Source organism: Sphingomonas sp. BGYR3 (assembly GCF_025153455.1).
Classification (GTDB): domain Bacteria; phylum Pseudomonadota; class Alphaproteobacteria; order Sphingomonadales; family Sphingomonadaceae; genus Sphingomonas.
Genome location: NZ_JANZNT010000001.1, coordinates 871,427 through 896,646, shown reverse-complemented (window position 1 = coordinate 896,646; position 25,220 = coordinate 871,427). Strand labels below are relative to the sequence as shown.

15 protein-coding genes and 1 pseudogene are annotated in these 25,220 nt (G+C 63.1%); 10 read left to right on the top strand and 6 right to left on the bottom strand.

Annotation, left to right across the window (positions count from 1 at the left end; genetic code table 11):
- Nucleotides 1–280: 280 nt before the first annotated feature.
- Entirely contained in the window at nucleotides 281–3,307 is a 3,027-nt protein-coding gene (locus tag NYR55_RS04110) for a TonB-dependent receptor (protein WP_260019955.1), read from the top strand.
- Between the two features lie 87 nt (nucleotides 3,308–3,394).
- On the top strand, nucleotides 3,395–4,972 hold the full coding sequence (locus tag NYR55_RS04105; RefSeq protein WP_260019954.1) for a glycoside hydrolase family 28 protein: 1,578 nt from the start codon (nucleotides 3,395–3,397) through the stop codon (nucleotides 4,970–4,972).
- Nucleotides 4,973–5,147: 175 nt separating this feature from the next.
- Here the strand turns inward: NYR55_RS04105 and NYR55_RS04100 are convergent, their stop codons facing one another.
- Both NYR55_RS04100 and NYR55_RS04095 read right to left on the bottom strand, forming a co-directional pair.
- Entirely contained in the window at nucleotides 5,148–7,412 is a 2,265-nt protein-coding gene (locus tag NYR55_RS04100) for a hypothetical protein (protein WP_260019953.1), read from the bottom strand.
- Complete coding sequence (locus NYR55_RS04095; protein ID WP_260019952.1) at nucleotides 7,409–8,902, bottom strand: altronate dehydratase family protein; 1,494 nt, start codon at nucleotides 8,900–8,902, stop codon at nucleotides 7,409–7,411. The genes NYR55_RS04100 and NYR55_RS04095 overlap by 4 nt, the downstream gene beginning before the upstream one ends.
- 526 nt (nucleotides 8,903–9,428) lie before the next feature.
- Between NYR55_RS04095 and rhaT the strand changes: the two genes are divergently transcribed.
- From rhaT to NYR55_RS04080, 3 genes and pseudogenes are all read left to right on the top strand, one after another.
- Entirely contained in the window at nucleotides 9,429–10,520 is a 1,092-nt protein-coding gene (gene rhaT, locus NYR55_RS04090; RefSeq protein WP_260019951.1) for an L-rhamnose/proton symporter RhaT, read from the top strand.
- The gene (locus NYR55_RS04085; protein ID WP_260019950.1) at nucleotides 10,517–12,115 is read left to right on the top strand and encodes a glycoside hydrolase 43 family protein; all 1,599 of its coding nucleotides are present in this window, start codon (nucleotides 10,517–10,519) and stop codon (nucleotides 12,113–12,115) included. The genes rhaT and NYR55_RS04085 overlap by 4 nt, the downstream gene beginning before the upstream one ends.
- Nucleotides 12,116–12,236: 121 nt before the next feature.
- A pseudogene (locus tag NYR55_RS04080) lies at nucleotides 12,237–13,406 on the top strand (IS3 family transposase).
- Nucleotides 13,407–13,416: 10 nt separating this feature from the next.
- Here NYR55_RS04080 and NYR55_RS04075 read toward each other — a convergent pair.
- The 4 genes from NYR55_RS04075 to NYR55_RS04060 form a co-directional block, all read right to left on the bottom strand.
- On the bottom strand, nucleotides 13,417–13,650 hold the full coding sequence (locus NYR55_RS04075; RefSeq protein WP_260019949.1) for a hypothetical protein: 234 nt from the start codon (nucleotides 13,648–13,650) through the stop codon (nucleotides 13,417–13,419).
- A 27-nt stretch (nucleotides 13,651–13,677) separates the two neighbouring features.
- Nucleotides 13,678–14,817 carry an arabinogalactan endo-1,4-beta-galactosidase gene (locus tag NYR55_RS04070; RefSeq protein ID WP_260019948.1) on the bottom strand — a complete coding sequence of 380 codons (1,140 nt, stop codon included), beginning with the start codon at nucleotides 14,815–14,817 and terminating at the stop codon, nucleotides 13,678–13,680.
- Nucleotides 14,817–17,546, bottom strand: coding sequence for a TonB-dependent receptor (locus tag NYR55_RS04065; protein WP_260019947.1), 2,730 nt, complete (start codon nucleotides 17,544–17,546; stop codon nucleotides 14,817–14,819). Before NYR55_RS04065 ends, NYR55_RS04070 begins: the two co-directional genes overlap by 1 nt.
- 147 nt (nucleotides 17,547–17,693) lie before the next feature.
- Nucleotides 17,694–18,776 carry a LysR family transcriptional regulator gene (locus NYR55_RS04060; protein WP_260019946.1) on the bottom strand — a complete coding sequence of 361 codons (1,083 nt, stop codon included), beginning with the start codon at nucleotides 18,774–18,776 and terminating at the stop codon, nucleotides 17,694–17,696.
- Between NYR55_RS04060 and NYR55_RS04055 the strand changes: the two genes are divergently transcribed.
- From NYR55_RS04055 to NYR55_RS04035, 5 genes are read left to right on the top strand one after another with little or no spacing between them, the layout of a single operon-like run.
- Nucleotides 18,775–19,650: a transporter gene (locus NYR55_RS04055; RefSeq protein WP_260019945.1), complete on the top strand. Its 876-nt coding sequence runs from the start codon at nucleotides 18,775–18,777 to the stop codon at nucleotides 19,648–19,650. The genes NYR55_RS04060 and NYR55_RS04055 overlap by 2 nt on opposite strands.
- A 36-nt stretch (nucleotides 19,651–19,686) precedes the next feature.
- Nucleotides 19,687–21,396 carry a GMC family oxidoreductase N-terminal domain-containing protein gene (locus tag NYR55_RS04050; protein WP_260019944.1) on the top strand — a complete coding sequence of 570 codons (1,710 nt, stop codon included), beginning with the start codon at nucleotides 19,687–19,689 and terminating at the stop codon, nucleotides 21,394–21,396.
- 27 nt (nucleotides 21,397–21,423) lie between these two features.
- Entirely contained in the window at nucleotides 21,424–22,872 is a 1,449-nt protein-coding gene (locus NYR55_RS04045) for an aldehyde dehydrogenase family protein (RefSeq protein WP_260019943.1), read from the top strand.
- Nucleotides 22,873–22,903: 31 nt separating this feature from the next.
- Nucleotides 22,904–23,650, top strand: coding sequence for an SDR family oxidoreductase (locus tag NYR55_RS04040; RefSeq protein WP_260019942.1), 747 nt, complete (start codon nucleotides 22,904–22,906; stop codon nucleotides 23,648–23,650).
- A gap of 33 nt (nucleotides 23,651–23,683) precedes the next feature.
- On the top strand, nucleotides 23,684–25,156 hold the full coding sequence (locus tag NYR55_RS04035) for an aldehyde dehydrogenase family protein (RefSeq protein ID WP_260019941.1): 1,473 nt from the start codon (nucleotides 23,684–23,686) through the stop codon (nucleotides 25,154–25,156).
- Nucleotides 25,157–25,220: the final 64 nt, after the last annotated feature.

The window sequence follows — 25,220 nt, the reverse complement described above, 5'->3', positions numbered from 1 at the left end:
TTGGCGTAGGACCGGTCCCACCCAATGTCTTCGATAATAGCGCGGCGAGCAGAAACATGGTCGGGATTTCCATGCAGCCCAAGCGAGCAGTCTTGACAATAAACATCTCGCAAGTTAACGGTAACTTCCACATGTTGGGAATAATGGCCAAAAATGGTCAGAGCCCACATACGGCCCGGGATGCCCTCATCCCGACATGAAAGGGGAGGACCGTTCGATGTTCTGTTTTGCAGCTCTTCGTCGTAGCCAGTTGGCTGGTGGCACTGCCGTTCTTGCGATCATGCTGGCATGCGGGGGCGCCGCTCAGGCGCAGGATGTTCCGCCAGCTGCGCCCGTCGTCGAAGAAGATGGGGCGGACCAGTCACCCGACATCGTCGTCACCGGCTCGCGCATCGCACGGACGGGGTTTGAAGCGTCAACCCCGGTCAGCATCGTAGGCCAGGAAGACATTAAGCTGACCGGCAATGTGAACATCGAAAAGACACTGGCCCAGCTTCCTCAGGCGGTTGGGTCCCAGTTCGGCAGCGCCACATCAAACACCGTGCCGGGCGGCTTTGCCGACGTAAATCTGCGCGGGTTTGGCTCCACCCGCAATCTCGTGCTGGTCAATGGACGTCGCTTTGCGATCTTTGGTCCTGAACAGGTGACCGATCTGAATACGATCCCGTCCTCCCTGGTTGAACGGGTGGAAATTGTGACCGGTGGATCGTCGGCCGTTTACGGGTCGGATGCCATTACCGGCGTCGTCAATTTCATCATGCGCGAGGATTTCGAGGGCGTTGAGGCCCGCGCGCAGCTCAATCTCGACCGTCCGACAGGAACGCCAGTCTACAATGTCGATCTGACGATGGGGACCAATTTCGCAGATGGCCGTGGCAACCTCGTCGTCGCAGCAAACTACCTCAATCGCGGAGCGATCACTCGCGGCGAGCGTGGCAGCTTTGCTTTTCTCTCCCTAAACGACGGGTGTGTTCGGCCCGGTACCGGCGGTCCCAATACGGCCGGCGAGCCGTTCCCTGCCGGCGGCGGCCAAGCCTGTTTGAACGCGGGCGGCGAACTTGGCTTTGTCGCTGGCGGATCAGGCGATATCCCCAATGGCCGCTTCTCCGGCATCCCGGCCTTTGGCGGCGCGAACGCTGCGCTGAACGCTGCCTATACTGCAGCAGGTCTCGGCGCGCTTGGATCGCGCGGGTTCACATTCGATGATGCCGGGCGTGCCGCACGGCCCCAGATCACGCCTCAGGACGATTTCAACCTTGGTCCGGACAATTACCTGATCCAGCCGCAGGAGCGCTGGATGATCAACACCTTTGGACATTATGATTTCACGGACAGCATCACCGGTTACATGGAGCTGCACTTTTCCAACAATCAGGTGAATGCCCGGCTGGCCCCGACCAATGTCGGTGCACCGACGCTGTTCAACGTCAACAATCCCTATCTGACACCCCAGCTCCAGGAAGTGTTCCGTCAGCTCGACCTTGCCGAAACCGGCACGACAACCGTGGTCAGCGGCACTTCATCGCGCACCAATACGCCGGGTGATGGCCTGGCTCTTGTCACCGCCGGCAAGCGCTATTCCCAGGTCGGCCCGCGCCTTGCCAGCGAGCGGCGCAACACCTTCCGTGGAACCTGGGGCCTGCGCGGCGATATCGGAAGCCTGTCAGACACGGCTTTCACGAACCTGAAATTCGACGCATATTATACCTATGCGCGCAGCGAGAACACGCTGCTGCTTCAAAACGCCATCTCGCGCAGCCGGTTACAGGCGGCGGTGTTGTCCAACGGTACGGCGGCACCGGTCTGCAATATCTTCGGTCAGAACATCACGGACGCCTGTGCCAGTGCGATCCGGATCAGTGCGACCAACTCGACGGTTGCCGAACTTCAGGTGGCGCAGGCGAGCGTCACTGGCACGGCATTCGAGCTGCCAGCCGGGCCGCTCGGCTTTTCCACCGGTTATGAATGGCGATCGACCAATGCGCGGTTCCAGCCGGACAGCTTCCTTGCCTCCGGCGATGTCGCCGGATTTAACCCCGGCTTGCCCACATCCGGCTCAGTTTCGGTGAACGAGGTGTTCGGTGAAGTGCGCGTGCCGCTGATCCACAACACACCATTCATCGATAACCTGACTGCGAATGCTGCCTTCCGCTATTCGGATTACAGCCTTGAAGGCATCGGCGGCGTCTGGACGTATCTGGGCGGCCTTGATTGGCGTGTGGACCGCAACATCACGTTCCGCGCGCAATATCAGCGAGCAATCCGCGCGCCCAATGTCGGCGAATTGTTCGGCGGTCTGACGCGTTCCGTTCAGGTTGCGACCGATCCTTGTTCCAGCCGGGCACCGACGGCCCAGCAAACCGATGCCGTGCGCCAGCTTTGCATCGCAACCGGTGTTCCCGCCGGCCAGGTCTTTGGCGCAGGCGTACAGCCAAACAACATCTTTGGCGCCGATTTCGGGGGCAATCCGAATCTGGGAGCCGAAAAGTCGGATACCTATACGGTCGGCGTGGTGCTGACCCCGCAATTTGCCCCCGGCCTGCTGGTCAGCGTCGATTATTTCGACATTGCCCTCGAAGGCGCGGTTGCTGCGCTGGGCGGCGGTCTGCAGAACACGCTGAACCTGTGCTATAATGTCATTCAGGATGTGAATTCCGAATTTTGCCAAGCGGTTAACCGCAACCCCGCGACGGGCGAAATCAACGATCCGTTCGTGGTCCAGGTGCTGAACGCCAATACCGGTCTTCTGCGCACCTCGGGCATTGATTTTGCGGTGCGGTACCGGTTCGATCTGGGCTTTGGCCTGCCCGGCATTGGCGAGACAAGCCGGGTGGACATCGCCACCAACTGGACGTGGCTGAATGACTTCACCTCGACGCCGGTTGCTGCATTTCCGGAAATCCAGAATTTCTGCGCCGGCTCGTTTGGGCCGACTTGTGGTCAGCCGCTTCCCGTATGGCGGGGGCAGACGAGGGTGACGTGGACGATTGAGGACCTTGGCCTGTCACTGCGTCATCGGTATCTGGGGCCGGTCACAACGGACCGCTACATCGTTCCGCTGCGCCGCGAAGGGGCTACGCCGCCGGCACTGAACACCATTCCCTATCCGCGGCTTGGTGCGGAAAATTATATCGACCTGTCTTTCACATACGACATCACGGATGGCGTGCAGGTGTTTGGCGGTGCAAATAATGTGTTCAACAACAATCCGCCGATCACCACCCAGGGGCCGAACGCCAACACCTGGTCTGCGACCTATGACGTTCTTGGAACGGAGTTCTTTATGGGCGCCAGCTTCCGCTTCTGATCCAACCCCCCTCCGGGGGTCGCGGCTATGGTCGCGGCCCCCGTTTTTTTGCAGGGTTGGGCACGAGCCAAAATAAGGATGAACGCGATGCTGATCGATCGGCGTACCGTAATTCTGGGCAGCCTCGGGCTGCTGGGTGCCGGGATGGTCGGTTTCCACCCCGCTCGTGCAATGGCGCGGCCGGGGCCAACGGGACCGGTCGCCAATATCCGCGATTTTGGGGCCATGGGGGATGGCAAAACGATCGATACTCCCGCAGTTCAACGGGCGATCGATTATGCGGCGGCGCGTGGCGGCGGTACCGTCTATTTTCCCGCAGGCATCTATGCCTGCTACACGATCCGTCTGCGCAGCCGGATTACGCTCTGGCTGGATCAGGGTGCGACGATCCTGGCAGCGGATCCGGTAGGCGCGACCGGCTATGACCTGGCGGAACCCAATCCGTGGGACAAATACCAGGATTTCGGTCACAGCCACTGGAAGAACAGCCTGATCTGGGGCGAGAATCTGAACGATATCTCGATTGAGGGTCAGGGGCTTATCTGGGGCAAGGGGCTGGGTCGGGGGGATGGCAAGGATGACTGGCTGAAGGATCCGAACGGGCCGGGGACCGGCAACAAGGCGATTGCCCTTAAAAATTGCCGCGGCGTCCTGTTGCGCGACTTCAAGATGCTGGAGGGTGGCTGGTTTGCCTTGCTGGCGACCGGCGTCGACAATCTCACGATCGACAATGTGCTGTGCGACACCAACCGTGACGGGTTCGACATTGATTGTTGCCGCAATGTCCGGGTCACCAACTGTACAGTCAATTCGCCCTATGACGATGCGATCTGCCCCAAGAGCAGCTACGCGCTTGGAGAGCCGCGAATTACCGAAAACGTCACGATTTCAAACTGTCTCGTGGCCGGCAATTACAAGATCGGCACCGTGCTTGGCGGCACATGGGAACGAATGCCCGCCGATTTCGCCCCGCTGATCCATGGCCGGATCAAATTCGGAACGGAAACCAATGGCGGGTTCCGCAACATCACTATCACGAACTGCCTGTTCGATGACAGCCGGGGACTGGCGTTCCAGACGGTCGATGGCGGCATGGTGGAGGATATCACGGTCAACAATATCACCATGCGCGGCACCATCAATGCGCCGATCTTCATGCGGTTAGGGCGTCGCATGCGTGGGCCGGAAGGGCGCTCCATCGGCACGATGAAGCGCATCCTGATCCAGAATGTGACTAGTTCGAACGCCAACCCGCTGCCTTCGGTCATTGCCGGACTTGCCGGGCATCCGATCGAGGATCTGAAGATCAGCGATTGCTACCTGCATCATGTCGGCGGCGCCCCGGCTGCATGGACCGATCTGAACCCGGCTGAAAATGAACTCGGTTATCCCGAAGCGCCGATGTTCGGTGACTTGCCGGCGACGGGTTTCTATGTCCGTCACGCGCGCAACGTCGAAATCAGCAATGTCGAGGTCGCGGTCGCTAAGCCGGACCCCCGTGCAGCCATCTGGCTGGACGATGTGGCGGGGGCCGATCTGTTCCGGTTGCGCGTGCCCGCCGGGTCGGCAGGCCTTGTGACCCGCAAGGTGACAAACCTGTCCAGTCTTGCCAACCGATTCATGGCTGACGGCAGGTTGCCGGGACCACTGAACCGCAGCTTCTGATCCTTCTGCAGGGTACATTCACTGTCGTCCATCGGAATGCCGGTGGATCGCCATGCCATTGCAGCCCAAGCCCGCCCCGGGGTCGGTGACCGTGAAGGCGGCATCGGGCCGTCATCCATGACCGCCGCGTCACGTGGCAATACCGGCCGGCGGGCGTGCGCAACCGGCATGCAATTCAGGGTAGGGGGGTAAGCCCCTCAGTACGCACCCGCCAACCCTCGCTTGGAAAGCCGGGTGCCTGGCCTTCGCTGCCTTCCCAGCCGGCCGCCATCATGCCCACTGCCAGCAACAACGTGCCGTTGGACGGAAAATAGGTCTCGGCCGCACGGCGATAGCCCGGGCCGTCCGGGCCAGCCTTTGCCTGCGCTGCAGCCGGTCCGATCAGCTGTGTCTCTCCCTCCAGATGAACGCGCGGTGTCATGCCGTTGACTTGCCACTGGTTGTTCTTCTGATCGAGGAACAGCCAGTCAATCGCTGCTTCCGGCCGACCCAGCCGGGCGGCGGTCATTGCGATGATCGGAAAGTCCCAGCCCCAGAGCTGGCGAAGGTCCCAATGGCGTTCCACTGCATCCAATGTCCGCCCCATGACAAGCGGGTCGACGCGGCCGGGAATGGGTCCCAACGACATCAGGAAGCTTGCATGATCGCGGTTAAGGCATTTTGGCGGATGGGCATCGCGGCTGCATTCTGCCGACCGGGTGATATCCCAGAAGTCTTCGGCACCCGGTGCGACTGGGACGTACAGTCCGTCGCCCATCGGCGGCGACGGCAGGTCGGCAATCACCTTGTCCCAATCGGCGCGGCGAGGCTGTCCAAGCCGTTCCCGCCATTGCTGGGCAAGGATCAGACCGAACCGGAACTGTTCCAGCTCGAAGCCCGGATTGGTCGTCGTCAGTGGCGGATGGTTTTCCTGAGCCGGCACGACAGGCGGACCAAGCATCAGATTGCCGCCAGCATCGCGATGGGGCAGGCTCGCCAGCAGTTTAGCTGTTTCCTCGACAAGGTCGGCATATCGCAGGAGGATCGCGCGGTCCGGACGTGCCCGATAAGCAAGCTCGGCCATCCAGATCGGATGCGGTTGCTGCCACAGGATGAACGGGTTGATCGTCGATGGGCTGTTCCAGCCATTCGGCCCCGACATCTTGGTCCACCACGCCCCCTCCACCCCGCGCAGCCGAGCGCTCGCCTTCGCCTCGTCAAGGGTATCGAGATACCAGCCAAGCGTTCGCTCAAGCCGATCCGGTCGACCCCATGTCGCCCAATGCGCAGTGTGAAGCGGCGTTACCTCCAGGTGAAATTTGCCGTTCCAGCTGTTCGAGAACAAGCCTTCCTCCTGCGGAGGATAGGCGCCGCTGGCATTAATGCGCGCCAGATACTGGGAGAGCACGATCCGCCGTTCCAGTTCACTGGCCCGGGGATCGGTACTGCCCGAAAAGTCGATGGCCCCGCCTGATTGCCAGAAGGAGCGCCAACCTCGGTCGGCCATATCCGCCGCCTGGTCAAACTTCGCAATGTCGATGGCCGCTCGTTCCGGGGCAAAACCCATCTGCACCTTGACGGTATCGCCGCTGCCGCTGACGATAAAGCGGTGCGCGCCGCCATCATCGATGCGGCCGCCCTCCGCAGAAATGCCGGCCCAGATCGAGGTGCCATCCAGTCGCCGTTCCGCGATGATGTGGCCGGCGCTGCGTTCGACCGCCATCGTGCGATGGGCATCATTGTTGTCCCAGTCCTGGGGGTCCGGGTTGATGCGGGGGTGAACGCCGGGATACCGGACCGAGATCCTGACACGTCCGGTCGCCACCAACGGCGAGCTGACTTTGAGAAGAACCGTGTCCGCATCGGCGCGGACCCGTGTTTCCACCCTGACAAGAACACCCTCAAGGCGGAAGCTGGAGTGCAGCACGCCGGTCCAAAGGTCGAGCTTCTGCCGTGTCTCGGTCAGATCATTCAGCGTTGCATCAGTGCCATCGCTGCGCTTCATGACCAGCGACAAACGGCCCATTCCGAACCGGTGTGGATTTTCTCGAAGCCATTTGAGCGCGGGGCGGGTTTCCAGTTCCTTCCAGTCGCGGATCCACGGAAACGGTGCGGTCCGTCCCCCGGGCATGGGGACATCGACCCAGCCGTCGCGCTCTGCATATCCAGCAGGATTTGGAAAGCTATGCCAGCTCCATTGGGCCATGGTCAGCATCGGGACCAAGGGCGAATACGCGTCGGCAAACGTCTGTGTGCCGGTAATGTCTGCGGTGAAGCCCAGATTGTCATTGCCGACCATCATCGGCGCATGAGGATCGATGCGGGTCAGTTCGACGGCATGGCGGCTGACCAGCGCCTTGCGATCAATCCGGGCGGGCTGGATTGTCGTCCGGGCAGTTGTTGTCTGGACGATAACCGGCTGAACCAAAATGGCCAGCACCAGCGCGATCAACCGGATCACAGGGTGACGCCCCGCTTCCAGATCGCTATTTCGCGTTCATCGTTGCGTTCTGCCGCTGTCTGTTCGCCGCTTGCGATGGCAACGATCTTGTCCAGGAAATCGTTGGCTACCGTCTCCATCCCGCAGTCAAGCACACGCCCGGCATCAAAGTCGATCCAGCCGGGTTTGCGTTCCGCCAGAGCAGTGTTGGATGCCACCTTGACGGTCGGTGCCGGAAAACCAAGCGGCGTGCCGCGGCCGGTGGTGAACAGGATGATCGTCGCGCCCGACGCTGTCAGCGCGGTGGACGAAACCGCATCGTTGCCCGGGGCCTCCAGCAAGGTCAGTCCGGGCCGCGTCACCCGTGCACCATAAGGGATCACGTCGGTAACGATGGCACGGCCGGCCTTTTGCACTGCGCCCAGCGACTTTTCCTCCAAGGTGGTAATGCCGCCTGCCACATTGCCGGGCGACGGATTTTCGGAAACCGGCTCGCCATGCGCGGTGAAATAGGCTTTGAACCCGTTCACGACATCGACGATTCCATCGAAAACCGCTTCATTGTCCGCGCGTTGCATCAAAAGATGCTCGGCGCCGAAAATCTCCGGGATTTCAGTCAGGATGACACGGCCTCCCGCAATGGTGACCCGGTCGCTCATTCGCCCGACGAGCGGATTGGCGGTCAGGCCGGACAACCCATCGGATCCGCCGCATTTGACGCCAATGGACAGCGCAGAAAGCGGCTGAGGGGATCTGTGTGCTTTTGCAGCGATCGCGGCGAGGTCGTCGATCAGCGCGTCTCCCTCGGCAAGTTCATCGCCCGCGCTTTGTGCGCGCAGCGTCCGGATGCGCGGATGGGCGGACGGGTCGATGCGGCCCATCAGCGCATCGAGCTGATTATTCTCACAGCCAAGCCCGATCAGCAGCACGCCGCCCGCGTTCGGATGCTGGGCAAGCGCGGCAAGAATGGCGGCCGTACCGTCAAGATCGTCGCCAAGCTGGGAGCAGCCAAAGGGGTGGGTCAGGGCATGAACACCGTCCACGCCTTTTCCGCGATGCCTCGCATCGCCACGCTCGGCGATCTTGCTCGCAGTACGCGCGACACAGCCGACGGTTGGTATGACCCAGATTTCGTTCCGCGTTCCGGCGAGACCCCCGGTCCAGCCATCACCCCGGGCATAGCCCATAAAGGTCCGTTCATCCCCTCTGGCCTGGGCGGTTTCGGCCTTCCGGTCATAGGCGTAATCACCGGACCCTGTCAGCGCCGTCGACAGATTGTGGGTGTGGACATGATCGCCGGCCGCAATGTCGCTGATCGCCGTGCCGATCGGAAATCCGTATTTCAGCACCGGGGATCCGGCCGATACAGGGCGCACCGCCACCTTGTGCCCCCGAGCCACCGGCTGCCTTACCAGAAGGGTATCGATCACGTCGCCCGGCGCCAGATCGTGCAACGCAGTTCCGACATCGTCGCGCGGATCGACATGGAACAGGGCGGGCATCTGCGTCATGATCTCACCAATGAATGCGGTCTGATCGGTTCACGTCCAAAGCGGCTGGTAGGCTGGATTGCAACCCGCGCTGCTCGTCAAAAAGCTACCCACCCATGGCATGGCCGTCCGCAGCGATCACAGCCGGATTGCCCCATGGCAAGCGCACGTTCGCGAGCCTGAAATCACCAGCGGACCTGCAGGATCAAGGAAACAACATTTGACGCCGGTCTTTCCATAAAATAACATTCTGTCTCATCATGTGAAAAGTCAATACCGGAAGCGGTCCTGACCGTGAACATCCGGATGCAGGTGATCAGTCCGACGGGGAGGGCGGTGGCAGCATGCAGCAAGAGCAGAGATGACTTGTCCGCTCGCCCGGCATCGCCGGGTCTTTGAGGTCTTGATCCGTAGGACGGGTGCCCTGGACAAAGCGGTTTGCCGCCTGGCCAGCGGTGCAATCCTCTTCGATTTCGAATGGCGGCGTCTGGCCATTTCGGCAGGTGTCGTTGGTGGCATGCGCACCAAGTGGATGGAGGTTGAATAGATGGGCAATCCGGTGATGGGTGTCCTGTTCCACTGGCTTGGTGGATTGGCCTCTGCCAGCTTCTATGTCCCCTATCGCGGGGTCAAACGCTGGTCGTGGGAGATTTACTGGCTGACCGGCGGGATCTTTTCCTGGGCGATTGCGCCCTGGCTGTTCGCTTCGCTTCAGACCGAAGATCTGCTTGCCGTGCTGAGCGAGGCACCGTTGCCCGTGCTGCTCTGGCCGGTTTTTTTCGGCATCTTGTGGGGGTTTGGCGGACTGACCTACGGCCTGACCATGCGGTACCTGGGCCTGTCGCTCGGCATGGCCGTGGTGCTGGGCTTGTGCACCGTATTCGGCACCTTGATCCCGCCCATCTTCAACGGAGAGTTCGTCCCACGCCTGCTGGGCACGCCGGCTGGCCAGTTTACCCTGCTTGGTCTGGCGGTAACGGCGGTCGGTATTGCCGTGGTTGCGCGCGCTGGCTCGGCAAAGGACAGGGCGCAGTCCGAAGCAGAGCGGGTTGCATCGATCGCTGAGTTCGATTTTCGAAAAGGGCTGATGGTCGCGGTGTTTTCCGGCATCATGTCGGCCTGTTTCGCCTTTGGTCTGGCCGCTGGCGAGCCAATCAAGGCGATCAGTGCGGCGCACGGTACAGGGCCGCTCTGGACCGGACTGCCGGTCCTTTGCCTTGTCATGCTGGGCGGCCTCATTACCAACGGGGTCTGGTGTGCGATCCTGATCGTCCGTAACCGGTCCGCCGGGCAATGGGCCGGACTGCCCGCACCACTCCCAGCCAATGCACCGGCATCCGGTCCCGATCGCCCGCCATTGCTGCTGAATTTCCTGCTTTGCGCGATCGCGGGTATGGCCTGGTATTTTCAGTTCTTCTTCTACACCATGGGTGAAAGCCAGATGGGCGAATATGGCTATTCGTCCTGGACGCTGCACATGGCATCGATCATCATTTTCGGCACGCTATGGGGTTTTGCGCTGAAGGAATGGCGGGGGGCGGCACCTAAGGTCCGCGCTACCGTCTGGGCGGGCGTCGGGCTGCTGGTCTTTGCCACGATCATCATCGGATATGGCAACAGCCTGGGCGGCGGCGCATGAACCGGATGATCCAAGCCGCGGCGCTGATCATGCTTGCCGTCAGCGGTTATCCGGTTGCCGGTCAGTCGACCGATTACACCAACCCGATCATCCATGCCGATTATTCCGATCCGGACGTGATCCGGGTCGGGCGGGACTATTACATGGTGTCGTCGAGTTTCCATCTGTCGCCGGGCATTCCCGTGCTGCATTCCCAGGATCTGGTGACATGGCGCATTATCGGCCATGTTCTGCCGCGCCTGCCGTTCGGTCCCCTGTATGACATGCCGGGACCGCATCTGATCGACGACACCCGGTCCAAGCCCATTGGCGGCACCAAATATGCCAGCGGCGTATGGGCGCCTTCGATCCGGCATCACGATGGCAAGTTCTTCGTTTATTGGGCCACGCCTGACGAAGGCGTCTTCATGGCGACGGCAGCCGATCCCGCAGGCCCGTGGTCCGCGCCTGTCCATGTGATCGTTGCTGCGGGGCTCGAAGACCCGTGTCCGTTCTGGGACGAGGACGGTTCCGCGTGGCTGGTGCATGGCAAGGTCGGGGCAGGGCCGCTCGTGCTGCGCCGGATGACTGCAGACGGCACCGCTGTCCTGGATGACGGGATCGTTATTGCCGAGGACCGCGAAGCCCTGCCGATCCTGGAGGGCCCCAAGCTCTACAAGCGAAAAGGCTGGTACTATATCTGGGCGCCCATCGGCGGCGTGGGCACAGGTCCGCAAGCCGTGCTCCGATCGCGGAACATCCGTGGGCCATATGAACATCGGGAGGTGCTTAAGCCCGGTGGCCCGCTGGATCTGGCCGGCCCCCACCAGGGCGGCTGGGTGGAAACGCCAACCGGGCAGGGATGGTTCGCGCATTTCAATTCGACCGGGGCCTTTGGTCGGATCGTTCATCTGCAACCCGTCACATGGGGGGCGGATGACTGGCCCGTCGTGGGGCGAGCCGCACCCGGGGGGACGGCCGGGCTGCCGGTGGATCGTCACGCGCGTCCCGACGTCGGCGGGCGCCCGCAGGCAATGACGATGCAGGCATCGGATGAATTCAACGGACCATTGGGTCTGCAATGGCAGTGGAACCATAATCCCGATGCGGAACGCTGGAGTCTCAGCGCCCGTCCCGGTTATCTGCGCCTTTTTGCTGGCTCGGCGCAGCATCTGACGACTGCACGCAATACGCTGACACAGATGCTGCAAGGTCCGCGTATGATCATCACCACGCGGATTGATGTCGGTGGCATGGTCGATGGGCAGCGTGCGGGGCTTTCCCTGTTCGGCGTTCGGCCCAGCTGGATCGGCATACGGCAGGAAGGGGGCAAGCGGCGCATCACTCTATCGGATGCAGGCGTTGAAACGCCCGGTCCGGTGTTGACGGACACGGCGATTATCTTACGGGCGGAGGTCCGCCCCGATCAGACGGTGGCATACAGCTATCGGCTTGACAGCGCCGAGACCTATGTCGGCATGCAGCAATCCATTGCCCTGTCCCGCTTCAGCTGGTGGCGCGGTTCACGCCCTGCATTGTTCACCTATTCCGATCGCAGGGGCGGCAGTGGTGCGATCGACATTGACTGGTTCCGGGTCGAAACGAAACAGCCATGACGGATATTGCTTATTCAGAATATCCGTCACGCATTGCTGAACTACCGGTTCTGACGTTGACGTGCTCCCCTGAAATGTGACCGATTTTAAGTAGTGTCCGGCTCGAAGGAGTCGGACGAAGATGAAGCGCAGCAGGTTTACCGAAGAGCAGATCATCGCAATTTTGAAGGAGCAGGAAGCCGGGATGGCGACGGCGGACGTGTGCCGCCGCCACGGGATCAGCTCAGCGACGTTCTACAAGTACAAAGCCAAGTTTGGCGGCTTGGAGGTGTCGGAAGCGCGGCGGTTACGCGCGCTCGAGGACGAGAATGCGAAGCTGAAAAAGCTTCTGGCCGAACCGATGCTCGACAATGTGGTGCTGACCCGAAGGGCGGCGTAGCCAACGATCTGGCATAAAAAAATGGTAACGCCCGGCGCCAAGCGGGAAGCCGTCGCCCATGCCCGTGAAGATCACGGGATGAGCGAGCGTCGGGCGTGCGAGTTGGTCGGCGTGAGCCGCAGGGTGATCCGTTACGAGCCGACAAGGGTTGATGATGCGCCCTTGCGGGCGCGTCTGCGTGAGCTGGCGGCGGAGCGTTGCCGGTTCGGCTATCGGCGCCTCGGTTATCTGCTGGCGCGCGAGGGCATGACGCCCAACCATAAGAAGCTGCTGCGGATATGTCGCAAGGAGAACCTGCGGGTCCGGCGCCGCGGCGGCCGCAAGCGGGCGCTGGGCACCAGGTCGCCGATGGTGCTGCCGGATGGACCCAACCAGCGCTGGTCGCTGGACTTCGTCTCTGACAGCCTGATCTGCGGTCGGCGGTTCCGCATCCTATGCGTGGTCGATGACTACACGCGGGAGTGCCTGGCACTGGTCGCCGATACGTCACTGTCGGGCGTGCGGGTCGCGCGCGAACTGACGCGGCTGATCGGGCTGCGCGGCAAGCCGCATACGGTGGTCAGCGACAATGGTACCGAACTGACCTCCTCGGCCATCCTGCGCTGGTCGCAGGAACGGCGGGTCGAGTGGCACTACATCGCGCCGGGCAAGCCGATGCAGAACGGCTTTGTCGAGAGCTTCAACGGTCGCTTGCGCGACGAATGCCTCAACGAGACGCTGTTCACATCACTGGCGCATGCCCGGTTCGGGCTCGATGCCTGGCGGCACGATTACAATACGGTCAGGCCACACTCTAAACTGGGCGGGAAGACCCCCGCCGAGATCGCCGGCCAACGTGTCTGGGGGCATGCCCCCAGACACGTTGCCATCCCATCAAACACCCATCATGAAGGAGCCACACTCTACCTCTGAATGGTAACAATCAGGGGAGCACGTCAGTGCCTGAATGCGTTGCATCGCAGTTCCGAAGAGGACACGCTTCCTTGATGGCGCCTTTTGCAGAACCATCTACAGCGTCACGCCACTCGGTGCCCGCGTCCTCAATGCCCAATCTGGTGAACTGGGCAATCTTGTAGGGCGTAAAGCCGGGCTTGCGAGGCAGGGCAATTGCCATGCTGTTCGGGAGGTCAAAGTGCAGAAACAGCAGCTTCGCCACGCCAGGGTGGCCGGCGCCTGCCGAACGTCACTGACCCCCGGCGGGTTGCCTTGCCGGGCGCGGAACGTAGCGGCGAGACAGGAATTCGAACGCCGGCAGCGCCTCATGCCGCTTATAGTCAAACCACGCCGCGTTTTCCCAGTTCGACCCCTTGCCCCAGCGCGTGCCGCAGCGGGTCGATACCCAGTTCGGCTCCCAATAGACGACCCCGACGCCGCCAGCATCGACCGTCGTCTGGGTCAGGTCGATCAGATAGTCGCGCTGCCCCTTTGGCGTCGCGGGATAGCCCTGCACCAGCGTGTCGGGGCCCAGCAGGTTGGGGGAGGTGTCGGCATTGTCGTTGGTGAACGGATACGCCGTTTCGACGACGATCACGTCGGCCTTGTACCGTGCCTTCACCCGCGCGATCGTTTCGCCCAGTTGCGGCATCGAGCGCGTTGACCATTTCTTGTAGTAGCTGATGCCGATCACGTCATAATCGAGCACGCCCGCCGCGGTCGCATCATCGAACCAGGGCTCGACATTCTCGGGCTGGGCGATGTGGAGCATGACGCGGGGGGCGATCTTCGACGCCCGGCCGGCGTCGCGCACAGCCTTGATCCCGGCGTTGAACAGCACGGCATTGCGCGCCCAGTCGATCTTGGGCTTCTTGACCCCGCCCATCAGTTCCGGATTGGTCTCGTTACCGACCTGAACCATCTCGGGCATTAGCCCTTCGGCATCGAGTTTGCCGAGCACGTCGCGAGTATAATCGTACAGCGCCTTGGCCTGCGCAGCGGTGTCGAGCTTTGCCCATGCCTCAGGCGCGATCTGCTTGTCGCCATCGGCCCAATCGTCCGAATAGTGAAAATCGAGCAGCACCTGCATTCCCGCGGCCCGTGCGCGACGGATCGTCTTGGTCACGTCGGCAAGGTCGCTGTATTTCGTCCATTTGGCATCGTTCCAGATGCGCACGCGCACGATGTTGCCGCCCTTGCGCGCCAGCAGCGCGAACGGATCGACCGGCTTGCCGCCGCTGCGATAGACGGCGCCGCAATCCTCCATTTCGTTGACGTAGGAAAGGTCCGCGCCAAGATAGAGTCCGCCCGGCGGCGGTGCGACCTTGTCACCCGCGCTCGCCGCCGATGCCATCGCAGCGAGCGCGACCCCGACCATCCATTGCCGCATCAGAACTGGTATCCCACGCCAAAGAGGATGCGCCGCCCGAATTTTTCGTAGCGCCCCTGAAGGCGGCGGTCGCCATAATAGGTTTCGAATGGCTCGTCGGTCAGGTTGTTGGCCTGAAGCAGCAGCCGCACGCCGTTGAGCGCCGAGCCCTTGCCGAAATCATAGCTGGTCTGGAAATCCAGCACCTCTTCCGGTGCCGTGAACAGGATGCGGTCGGTATCGCCCAGTTCGGTCGCATAGGCCGACCGGTAGCGATAGGCGATGCGCGCCTCGAACCCGGCCTTGCTGTAGTACAGCGTTGCGTTGGCGACATGCTTGGACAGGCCAGGCAGCTGGATCGCGCCCAGCGCGTTGTCATTCTCCGTCACGGTGATGTTGCTGTCGGTGTAGCTGTAATTGAGGTACACGCCGAGGCCGTCCAGCGGCTGGGGCAGGAAGGTGAACGCCTTCTGGAACATCACCTCCACGCCCTTGATGGTGCCGCCCGATCCGTTGACCGGCTGCACGAACGTCCCCTCGACCGGGTTGCCATTGGCGTCGGGCACGAAGATCGGCGTCACCTGCTGAACGATGAAGGTCGACAGGTCCTTGTAAAAACCGGACACGGTCAGCGCGCTGTCGCGGTCGAAATACCATTCCACCGTCGCGTCGAGCTGCTTGGCGCGGAATGGTTCGAGCAGCGGATTGCCGCCGAACGCCGCCGGCGGTCCGCCGAACGTGAACTGCCCGAAACCGGCGTTCAGATCGTCGAGCGGCGGACGCGAGATCGCCTCGCTCGCGCCCAGGCGGACCTGCAGACGGTCCGTCGGCTTGAAGGTGAGGTTGAGGTTGGGCAGCCAGTCGGTGAATTCGTTCCGGACCGCCAGCGGGGTCAGTACGACCGGGGCGCTGCCGTCCGGCAGCTGCGTCTGGGTGACCTGCGTGCTGCGCGAGAGCGTTTCGGTGCGGACCACGCGAAGGCCCAGATTGCCGGTGAACGCCAGGCCGAACAGATTGCCGTCCAGATCGATCTGCGAATAGCCGGCATAGGTTTTCTCGCCCACCTCCCAGCTCGACTGGCGATCAAAGTCGGAGGTCGTCGGGTTGATCGGGCCGAACAGCTGCTCGACCGCGGGAATGATGTCGATCGACTGAACGCTGGGCAGGCCGGCATAGGCGCCCTGAAAGGCATAGGGGCTGTTCAGCAGCGATGCCGGCGTGGGCTGACGCGCCGCCGGGTCGATAAAGCCGAACTGGGTACGCTGGGTATAATCCTTGGTGCGGTCGGTATAGCGCGCGCCGAACCGGATGCCCGCCAGCGGACCCCGGCCGATCTCACGCTGCACATCGAAGCTGGCCGTCAGCAGCTCGTCGTTGATGATCGGCGCGCCGCCGCCATTGGCGGGGATCTGGAAATCCGCGATCCGGAACAGCGCCGGATTGGTCAAATCCGCATTGATCGTCATCGTCGGGACGCTGTTGCGCCCGGACGCGAAGGTGGTGGTCGGGGCGATGCCGACCGGTTCGGTCCGCAGCGTCAGGAACTGCTGGTCGCGGCGCGTGGTCGAATAGCCGATATCGGCCGCGATGTCCCATCCCTCCGGCTGCCAGCGGGCATTGAGGCCGCCTGCGTACAGATCGTCCTTGAAAAAGAACGTCTCGTTCACGCCGCGCACGACCTGACCAAAGGATTCGTTGCCGGGGAACACGGTGGTGGTCAGGCCGGTGACGTAATCGGTCGCGCCGTTGCCGAAATCGATCGTGCTGGCGGTGGCGCCGCTCTGGACGTTGCCGAACGGCAGCCCTTCGACGCGGAACCCGCGCTGCGTTTCGTCAAATTTGACATGGCTGTAGAAGAAGTCGCCATTGACCTCGAAATTGCTGCTCGGCCGCCATTGCAGCGCGGCGAGCGCACCGTGGCGGATGTCGTCGCCGCCGCGCGCCAGCCCTTCGAATCCGAAGGGGATGTTGTCGTTCGACTGGCCGTTGCCGTTCAGGTCGCCAAAGCTGTTGGTGTAGCGAAAGATGTTGGTGCGCACCGTCGCCACCGACTGGCGCCGGCCGGAATAGCCGATGGCAAGGCCCAGCGTGTTGTCGATCAGCTGCGTCACCAGCGAGGCGCTGGCGATATAGCCCCAGGGGCTGGAATCCTGAACGTCCTCGGCCAGATCGCTGTAGATCGCACGGGCATTCAGAACGACCCGCGTCTCGTTGAAATCCAGCGGCTTCAGCGTTTGCAGGTCGACCTGACCGGCGATCGCGCCCTCGACCTGCGATGCGGTGGGCGATTTGAACACCGAAGCGCCGTTGATCAGCTCGGCGGGATATTGCTCGTAACGGACGTTCCGGCTTGCCTCGGCGGACACTATCTCGCGGCCGTTCAGCAGGGTGTTGACCAGATTGGGGCCAAGGCCGCGGATCGAGATCTGCGTGCCGTTGCCACGGTCGCGGTTGGTGGCAAGGCCGGGCAGCCGCGCGAGCGATTCGGCGATGCTCGCCTCGGGCAGCTTACCGATATCCTCGGCTGCCAGCACTTCCTGAACGCGGTCGGCGTTGCGCTTTTCATTGATCGCGGTGCGCAGCGATTGGCGATAGCCGGTGACCACGATGTCGCCGTCATCAGCGGCGGGCGCAGGGGTGGCGGTGCCGTCCTGGCTGGCCCCGGCGGACGTCGGCGTCCCCGTCTGGCTGACATCCTGTGCCGCGGCCTGGCTCGACAATGCCGCAAGACCAGCTGCTGCGAGCAGCATTCCCTTAGAAATCACCCGATCCTCCCAACTGTGGCGTCCCCTCTGCAGGAGGCTGCGCGCATTCATATGATAAATGAATTTCGGATATGCAAGCGCAATTCGCACCGCCGGGCGCGGACGCCACGGGCCGGTCGGATGCGAGGTCGATCAGGCTGAGGCTGGATCCGATGCGCCGGACGCGTTTCCGGCCCTGGCACAATTGCCGAGCGCGTTGAACAGCTGAGTGATTGCCGGCTGCTGCGCGTTCGCCGGCAGCGCGCAGATCTTCATCCGCCGATGTGCCCATGGGTCATCGATGGCCAGCACGTCGATTTGCATGGATCCCGCAAGGCTTTGAGCTGCAACCAGCGGCAACACGCCATATCCGAACCCGGCCTCGACCATCCTGCACATCCCGTCAAAACTGCGAACCTGCATGCGAAGGCGGAAGCTGTAATCGGCGCGCGCGGCCTCGCGCATCAATGTGCGGGTCAGTGCCGTGTCGTTGACCAGGCCCACGAAATCGTGCGGCGGTACGTCGGCGAACGCGATGGAGGTGCGGTACCCAAACTCCCCCTTGGGCACGACCAGCGCCAGCTGATCGCTACGATAATCGACGGTCGACAACAGGTCGATGGGGCCGTCCGCCACAACCACGCCGACATCCGCTTCGCCCGCCGTCACCGCGGCCACGATCTCGCTGCTCAATCGCTCTTCGAGTTCGATGCGAAGGTCGGGCCATGCCGAACTGAACCGGGCAAGGTCCGCCGGAAGAAACTGTGCGATTGCCGAAAGATTGGCCTGAAGCCGGATGGCACCGCGCATACCCCCGGCAAAGTCGGACATGGTGCTTTCGATCGACCGGGCGTCATCGAGGAGATTGCGGGCGCGGTCGAGCAGGGCGCTGCCCGCCGCGGTCAGAACCAGTCCCTGGCGACTCCGCCGGAACAGGCGCACGCCCATTCTGTCCTCCAGTTGCTTGATGCGCCGCGATGCGGCGGCAATCGCGATGTTGAGATGGTCGGCAGCGGCCCCCAGAGTGCCCAGCTCAGCCGCTCTGACAAAGAGCCGCAGCGTAAACAGATCATCGATGATCATCGCTGATTTCCACTTTTGCGAAATAACACTTGCTGAAACGGCGATAGACATGCCGTCGGCGGTGCGGGATGTCGATAGCCAAGGCGGCAAGGATCGCTGTTGGAAAGCAATGGTGGAGAGGTCTGTGAAAAGGTCTTGGTTACGCAAATCCATGCGCTCTTCCGTGATGATCGGCGCGATGCTGATCGGGGCTGCGATGGGCCATGGTGTCGCCTCGGCGCAGGCGATCGATGCCGGCGATTATGTGCCGGCACCGGACGGAACGCAGCTCGGTTTGCTCTATCTGCAATATGCGAACGCAAAGGGCATCTATGCCGACGGGCGTAACGTCGACCCCGATGCCGAATTGGAAAGTGCCGTGGCCATTGCCCGCTATGTCGGGTTCACCAAGGTCGGCGGCATGACGCTTGATTATCAGGTGCTGCAGCCCGTCGGCTATTTGCGCGGTCATGGGTCAGCCGCCGCGCTTGGCGAAACGACGGGGTTTGGTGACACCATCCTCGTCAGCACGCTGTGGCTGCATGAGGATGCGGAGAGCGGGACCTATTTCGGGGTTACGCCCTATGTGTTCGTGCCCACCGGCGACTACCGCGCCGACCGTCCGCTCAATCTGGGCGAGAACCGATGGAAGGGGTCCATCCAGGCCGTCGTGTCGAAAAAGGTTGCGCCCAAGACGATCCTCGAACTGTCCGGCGATGCCATGGTCTTTGGCGTGAACGACGACCTTGGCGCTGCATCGCAGCGGCTGACGCAAAAGCCGATGTACCGCGTGCAGGGTTTTGCGCGTTACCTTCTGGACGACAAGAATGAGCTGAACGCCCGCCTGATGTATGTTGGCGGGGGCGAGCAGCGGATCGACGGGATCGAACAGAATAATCCGATCGCAACGACATCGATCCTCGGCACCTGGCGCCATACGATTTCGCCGAAATGGCAGCTGATGACGCAACTGGGGACCGACCTCGACGTGCAGAACGGGTTCAAGGAAGGTGCGCGGGTCCAGCTTCGCATACTTCGGGTGTTTTAGGCCGTTGTTCCAACAACCAATTCGATGAGGCAGAGGATGACAGGCGATTTCGACAAGGACGGCGTGAACGCCGCGGCACATGATCTTTCGACTGGCGCGATCGACCGGCGCGCGTTCATTGCCCGTGCGACGATGGCGGGCATGGGACTTGCTGCGGCAAACGCGCTCTCGCTGGCTGCCGGTCCGGCGTTTGCCCAGTCCACGCGGACCGTTCCCGTGCCGCGCAGTGCAGATTACATCGTGATCGGGGCGGGCACTGCGGGCGGCACCTTGGCCGGTGAGCTTGCGCGGCGAACCGGCGCCAACGTCCTGGTCCTGGAGGCGGGGCCGAGCGACGAGGTGCCGCAGATCACCGATCCGGCGCGCTGGCCGGAGGCGCTGGCGCTGCCATTCACCAAGGGATATGAGACGGCCCCGCAGCGCCATGCCGACAATCGCAAGATCGCCTATCCGCGCGGCGAGGGGCTGGGCGGCTGCGGCAGCGTCAACTGCATGATCTATGCGCGCGGCGTGCCGGGCGATTTCGATTCATGGGCACAGGATGGCGCCACCGCCTGGGACTGGGCATCGGTGCTGCCCGATTACAAGGCGCTGGAGGATTGGCAGGGCGGGGCAAGCGACCTGCGCGGGGCGGGCGGTCCGCTCCACATCACCCGTCCCGATCCGGCCAAAGGGCATGAGGGCGCGCAGGCATTCATCGCTGGTGCGAAGTCGCTCGGCTATGAGGAGAATTACGACATCAACGGTCCCAAGATCGAGGGGCCGGCCTGGGTCAATTTCAACATCTATATGGGCAAGCGGCAGAACAGTGCCGCCGCGTTCCTGCGCCCCGCGCTGGAACAGGGCGCGAAGCTGAGCGTCCTGACCGACGCGCCGGTGCTGCGGCTGCTGATCGAAAAGGGGCGCTGTGTCGGCGTCGAATATCTCCACGGCGGCAAGCCGGTGAAGGTCCGCGCGACCCGGGAAGTCATCCTGTCGGCGGGCGCGATCATGACGCCAAAGATCCTGACGCTGTCGGGCATCGGCGATCCGGCGCAGCTTCGCAAGCTGGGGATTGCGCCGGTCGCGGGGCTGCGCGGCGTCGGTGCGAACCTGTCCGACCACGTTCTTGGCGCGGGCGTCAATTTCGAGGCGCAGCGACCGCTGCCGCCGACCGCGTACAACCATTCCGAAGTCTATATGTGGTGGCGCTCGCAGCCAGGGCTTGCCCGGCCCGATATCACTGCGCTTTATGTCAGCCTGCCATTCGCGACGCCGGAACTGGGGCTGAAGCGGCCCAATTGCTATGCCATCCTGTCGGGCGTCATGCGGCCCGAGGCGCGCGGTTCGGTGACCATCACCTCGGCCGATCCGCGTGCGGTGCCGGTGATCGATCCCAACTTTCTGGGCACGGAGCAGGATATCGCGGCGTTCAAGGCTGCGACCGAGCTGGCCCGCGCGATCGGCAATTCGTCCGCCTATGGCCGCATCCGCAAGGAAGAGGTGCTGCCGGGCGCTCAGGCGGCCGACCCGGCGTCGTATCGGGCCTTCCTGAAAAAGGCGGCAGCGACCTTCTACCACCCGGTTGGAACCGCCAAAATGGGCAGCGGGCCCGATGCGGTCGTCGATCCGCAGCTGCGCGTTCACGGGATCGCCGGGCTGCGTGTCGCGGACGCCTCGGTCATGCCGAGCATTACGACGAGCAACACCAACGCCCCATCGTTTTTGATCGGTTATCGCGGCGCTCGATTGATCGCCGGGGGTTGAGGGTAGAATAAACAGCAGGCGGATCAGATGACCGAAGCGAGTATGCGTAACTTCATCGGCGGCGATTGGCACGAAGCGAAGACGGCCGATAGCCTGCCGATGATCGATCCCTCGACGGGCGAAGCCTATGGCGAGATCGCCGATAGCGGCGAGCGCGATATCGACCGGGCGGTCGCCGCCGCGCGTCAGGCGTTCGACGAAGGGGCGTGGGGCCGGCTGACCGCGACCGAGCGGGGGCGCCTGCTCACCCGCTTTGCGGATGCGGTCGCGGCCAATGCCGATGAAATCGCCGGGATCGAAGCGCGGGATACCGGCAAGCCGATGCGCGTCGCCCGCGCCGATGCCGCCGCGCTGGCCCGCTATTTCGAATTCTATGGCGGGGCGGCGGACAAGTTCCACGGGGAGACGATCCCGTATCTGGATGGGCACCATGTCGCCGTGATCAACGAGCCGCATGGCGTCACCGGGCACATCCTTCCCTGGAACTACCCTGCCCAGATGTTCGGGCGAACGCTGGCGCCCGCACTCGCCGCCGGGAACGCGACGGTGCTGAAGCCGGCGGAAGATGCCTCGGCAAGCGCCCTTCGGCTTGCGGCGCTCGCGGCCGAGGTCGGTTTTCCTGCAGGGGCGATCAACGTAGTGACCGGGCGCGGGGCGACCGCAGGCGCTGCGCTGGCATCGCATCCCGGTGTCGATTTCGTCTCCTTCACCGGATCGCCGGAGGTCGGCCAGATCATCCAGAAGCTGTGCGCCGACCATTATATCACCTGCACGCTCGAACTGGGCGGCAAGTCGCCGCAGATCGTGTTCGCCGACGCCGATCTCAACCGCGCGGTGCCGGTGATCGTCAATGCGATTGTCCAGAACAGCGGTCAGACCTGTTCTGCGGGCAGCCGCCTGCTGGTCGAACGATCGATCCACGACGCGCTCGTCGAGCGGCTAGCGGACGCCTTTGCCCGGGTGCGGGTCGGCACTCCGGCAATGGACGCCGATTGCGGCCCGATCATCACCGCCAAGCAGCAGGCCCGCGTTCAATCCTTCATCGATCGCGCACGCAGCGACGGCATCCCTGTGCTTGCGCAGGGCAGGCTGGACCCCGCACTGCCGGCAGGCGGGTTCTTCGTTGCACCGACACTGTTCGGCGCGGTGCCCCGCGACCATGCGATCGCGCGCGAGGAGGTTTTCGGCCCGGTGCTGAGCATCCTGCCGTTCGATGACGAGGCGGATGCCGTCGCCCTGGCCAATGCGACCGACTATGCGCTGGTCGCGGCAGTCTGGACCCGCGACGGCGGGCGGCAGATGCGGCTGGCCAAGCGCGTGCGTGCAGGGCAGCTGTTCGTGAACTGCTATGGCGCTGGCGCGGGCATCGAGCTTCCCTTTGGCGGGTCGGGAAAGAGCGGGCACGGGCGCGAGAAGGGCTTCGCTGCGCTGCACGACTTCAGCAAGACCAAGACGATCGTGATCGACCATCGATAGGCGGCGGCGCGATCGGCAACAGGAGCAGGACATGGATTTGAAGAACAAGGTCGCGCTGGTGACCGGCGCGGCAAGCGGGTTCGGAGAGGCGATCGCGCATCGGTTCGCGGGCCTTGGCGCACGCGTGGCGGTGGTCGACCTGAACCTGGACGGGGCCGAGCGGGTCGCTGCGGCGATCGGCCCCGATCGCGCGATTGCGCTGCGTGCCGATGTCAGCAAGCGTGCCGATATCGATGCCGCGATCGCAGCGATACAGGCCCGTTTCGGCACCCCGGACATCGTCGTCAACAATGCCGGATACACCCACCGCAACCAGCCCGCGCTGGAGGTGGATGAGGAGACGTTCGACCGCGTCTATGCCGTCAACGTCAAAAGCATTTACCACATGGTCCAGGCCGTCGTGCCCGCGATGCGCGACAATGGCGGCGGGGTGATGCTGAACGTAGGGTCGGTATCGGGCATCCGGCCGCGCCCCGGCCTTAGCTGGTATGCCGGGTCGAAGGGTGCAGCGAACACCCTGTCAAAGGCGCTGGCCGTCGAGTTCGCGCCCTACAAGATCCGGGTGAATGCCATCGCCCCGGTGATGGGCGCGACCGGCATGCTGGAGGATTTCATGGGCATGCCCGACACGCCGGAAAACCGCGCGCGCTTCCTCGGCTCGATCCCGCTCGGGCGGCTGTGCGAGGCGGGCGATGTCGCGGATGCCGCGGTTTACCTTGCGACCGCCGACTTCATCACCGGTGTTGAACTGCCGGTCGATGGCGGCCGGTCGGTCTGAACGATTTCGGGGGTAGTGCAAAAGGAGCAGATGATGAGCGAAGCAGCTGAACTGGATGCCCCGGCCGACCGGAGCGCGGTCCGTGTCGATTTCAACGGCCCCTATGCCCTCAGCATTGGCGGTCGCCTGATCGAAACCAACACGACCTTCGATGTGTTCAATCCTGCGACCAACGAGGTGCTTGCCCGCGCGCCCGATGGGAGTGCGGAGCATCTGGACGCGGCGGTCGCGGGGGCCAAGGCGGCTTTCCCCGCCTGGTCGGCGATGAGCTGGGACGAGCGTGGTGCGCTGATCGGTGAGTATGCCGACGCGCTTGAGGCGCACAAGGACGACCTGATCCGCCTTTTGACCCTTGAACAGGGTAAGCCGCGGCACTCGATGGCGAAAAGCGAGGTGGAAGCCGCAATCTACTGGGTGCGGGAAGTCGCCAAGCGCCGGCTGCCGCCCCAGGTGGTCGAGGATACCGACGAGCATGTGGTCGAGATCCGCCACACCCCGCTCGGCGTTGTCGGCGCCATCACGCCGTGGAACTTCCCGGTGCTGCTTGGCCTGTGGAAAATCGCGCCCTGCCTGGTCACGGGCAACACGATGGTCATGAAGCCGTCGCCCTACACGCCGCTCTGCACGCTGCGCTTTGGCGAGATTGCGCAGCAGGTGTTTCCGGCCGGCGTGCTCAACATTGTCTCTGGCGGCAACGAACTTGGCCAGCAGCTGACCGAGCACCCGGATGTTGCCAAAATCAGCTTCACCGGCTCCACCGCTACCGGCAAGAAGGTGATGGCGTCGAGCGCAGGCACGCTGAAGCGCGTGACGCTTGAACTGGGCGGCAAGGACCCGGCGATCGTGCTTGCCGATGCCGACTGGCAGTCGATCGTGCCGACCCTGTTCTGGGCCGCGTTCGGCAATTCGGGCCAGTGGTGCATCGCATCGAAGCGAATCTACGTGCATCGTTCGATCCATGCTGACTTCGTGGCGGCCTTTACCGACTATGCGCGCGGCATCCGGGTCGGTGACGGCATGGACCCGGACACCGACCTGGGTCCGATCCAGAACCGGATGCAGTATGACAAACTGCGCAGCCTGTTCGCCGATGTCGCTGAACAGGGTCACAAGGTGACGATCGGCGGGACCATCGATGAGAGCCTGCCCGGCAACTTCGTTCCGGTCACCGTCGTCGACAATCCGCCCGATGACAGCCGCATCGTGCGTGAGGAGCCGTTCGGCCCGATTGTCCCCATCCTGGCGTTCGATGAGATCGATGAGGTCGTAGCGCGGGCCAACGACACCCCCTTCGGCCTTGCCGCATCGGTTTGGGGCAAGGATCGCGAGGCGGCGATTGCCGTTGCCGAGCGGATCGAGGCGGGCACCGTGTGGGTGAACGAAATCCACATCCACGGCATCGACATCCCGTTCGGCGGCCACAAACAGTCGGGCCTGGGCGTCGAAAACGGGGCCGAGGGCTTGGCCGAATTCACCAACACCAAGACGTACATGTTCCGAAAGTGACGGTTGCGGGCGGCCCCGCGCCGCCCGCTTCCCTTGTCCTTCGAAGCCGAAACGGAGCCTCATC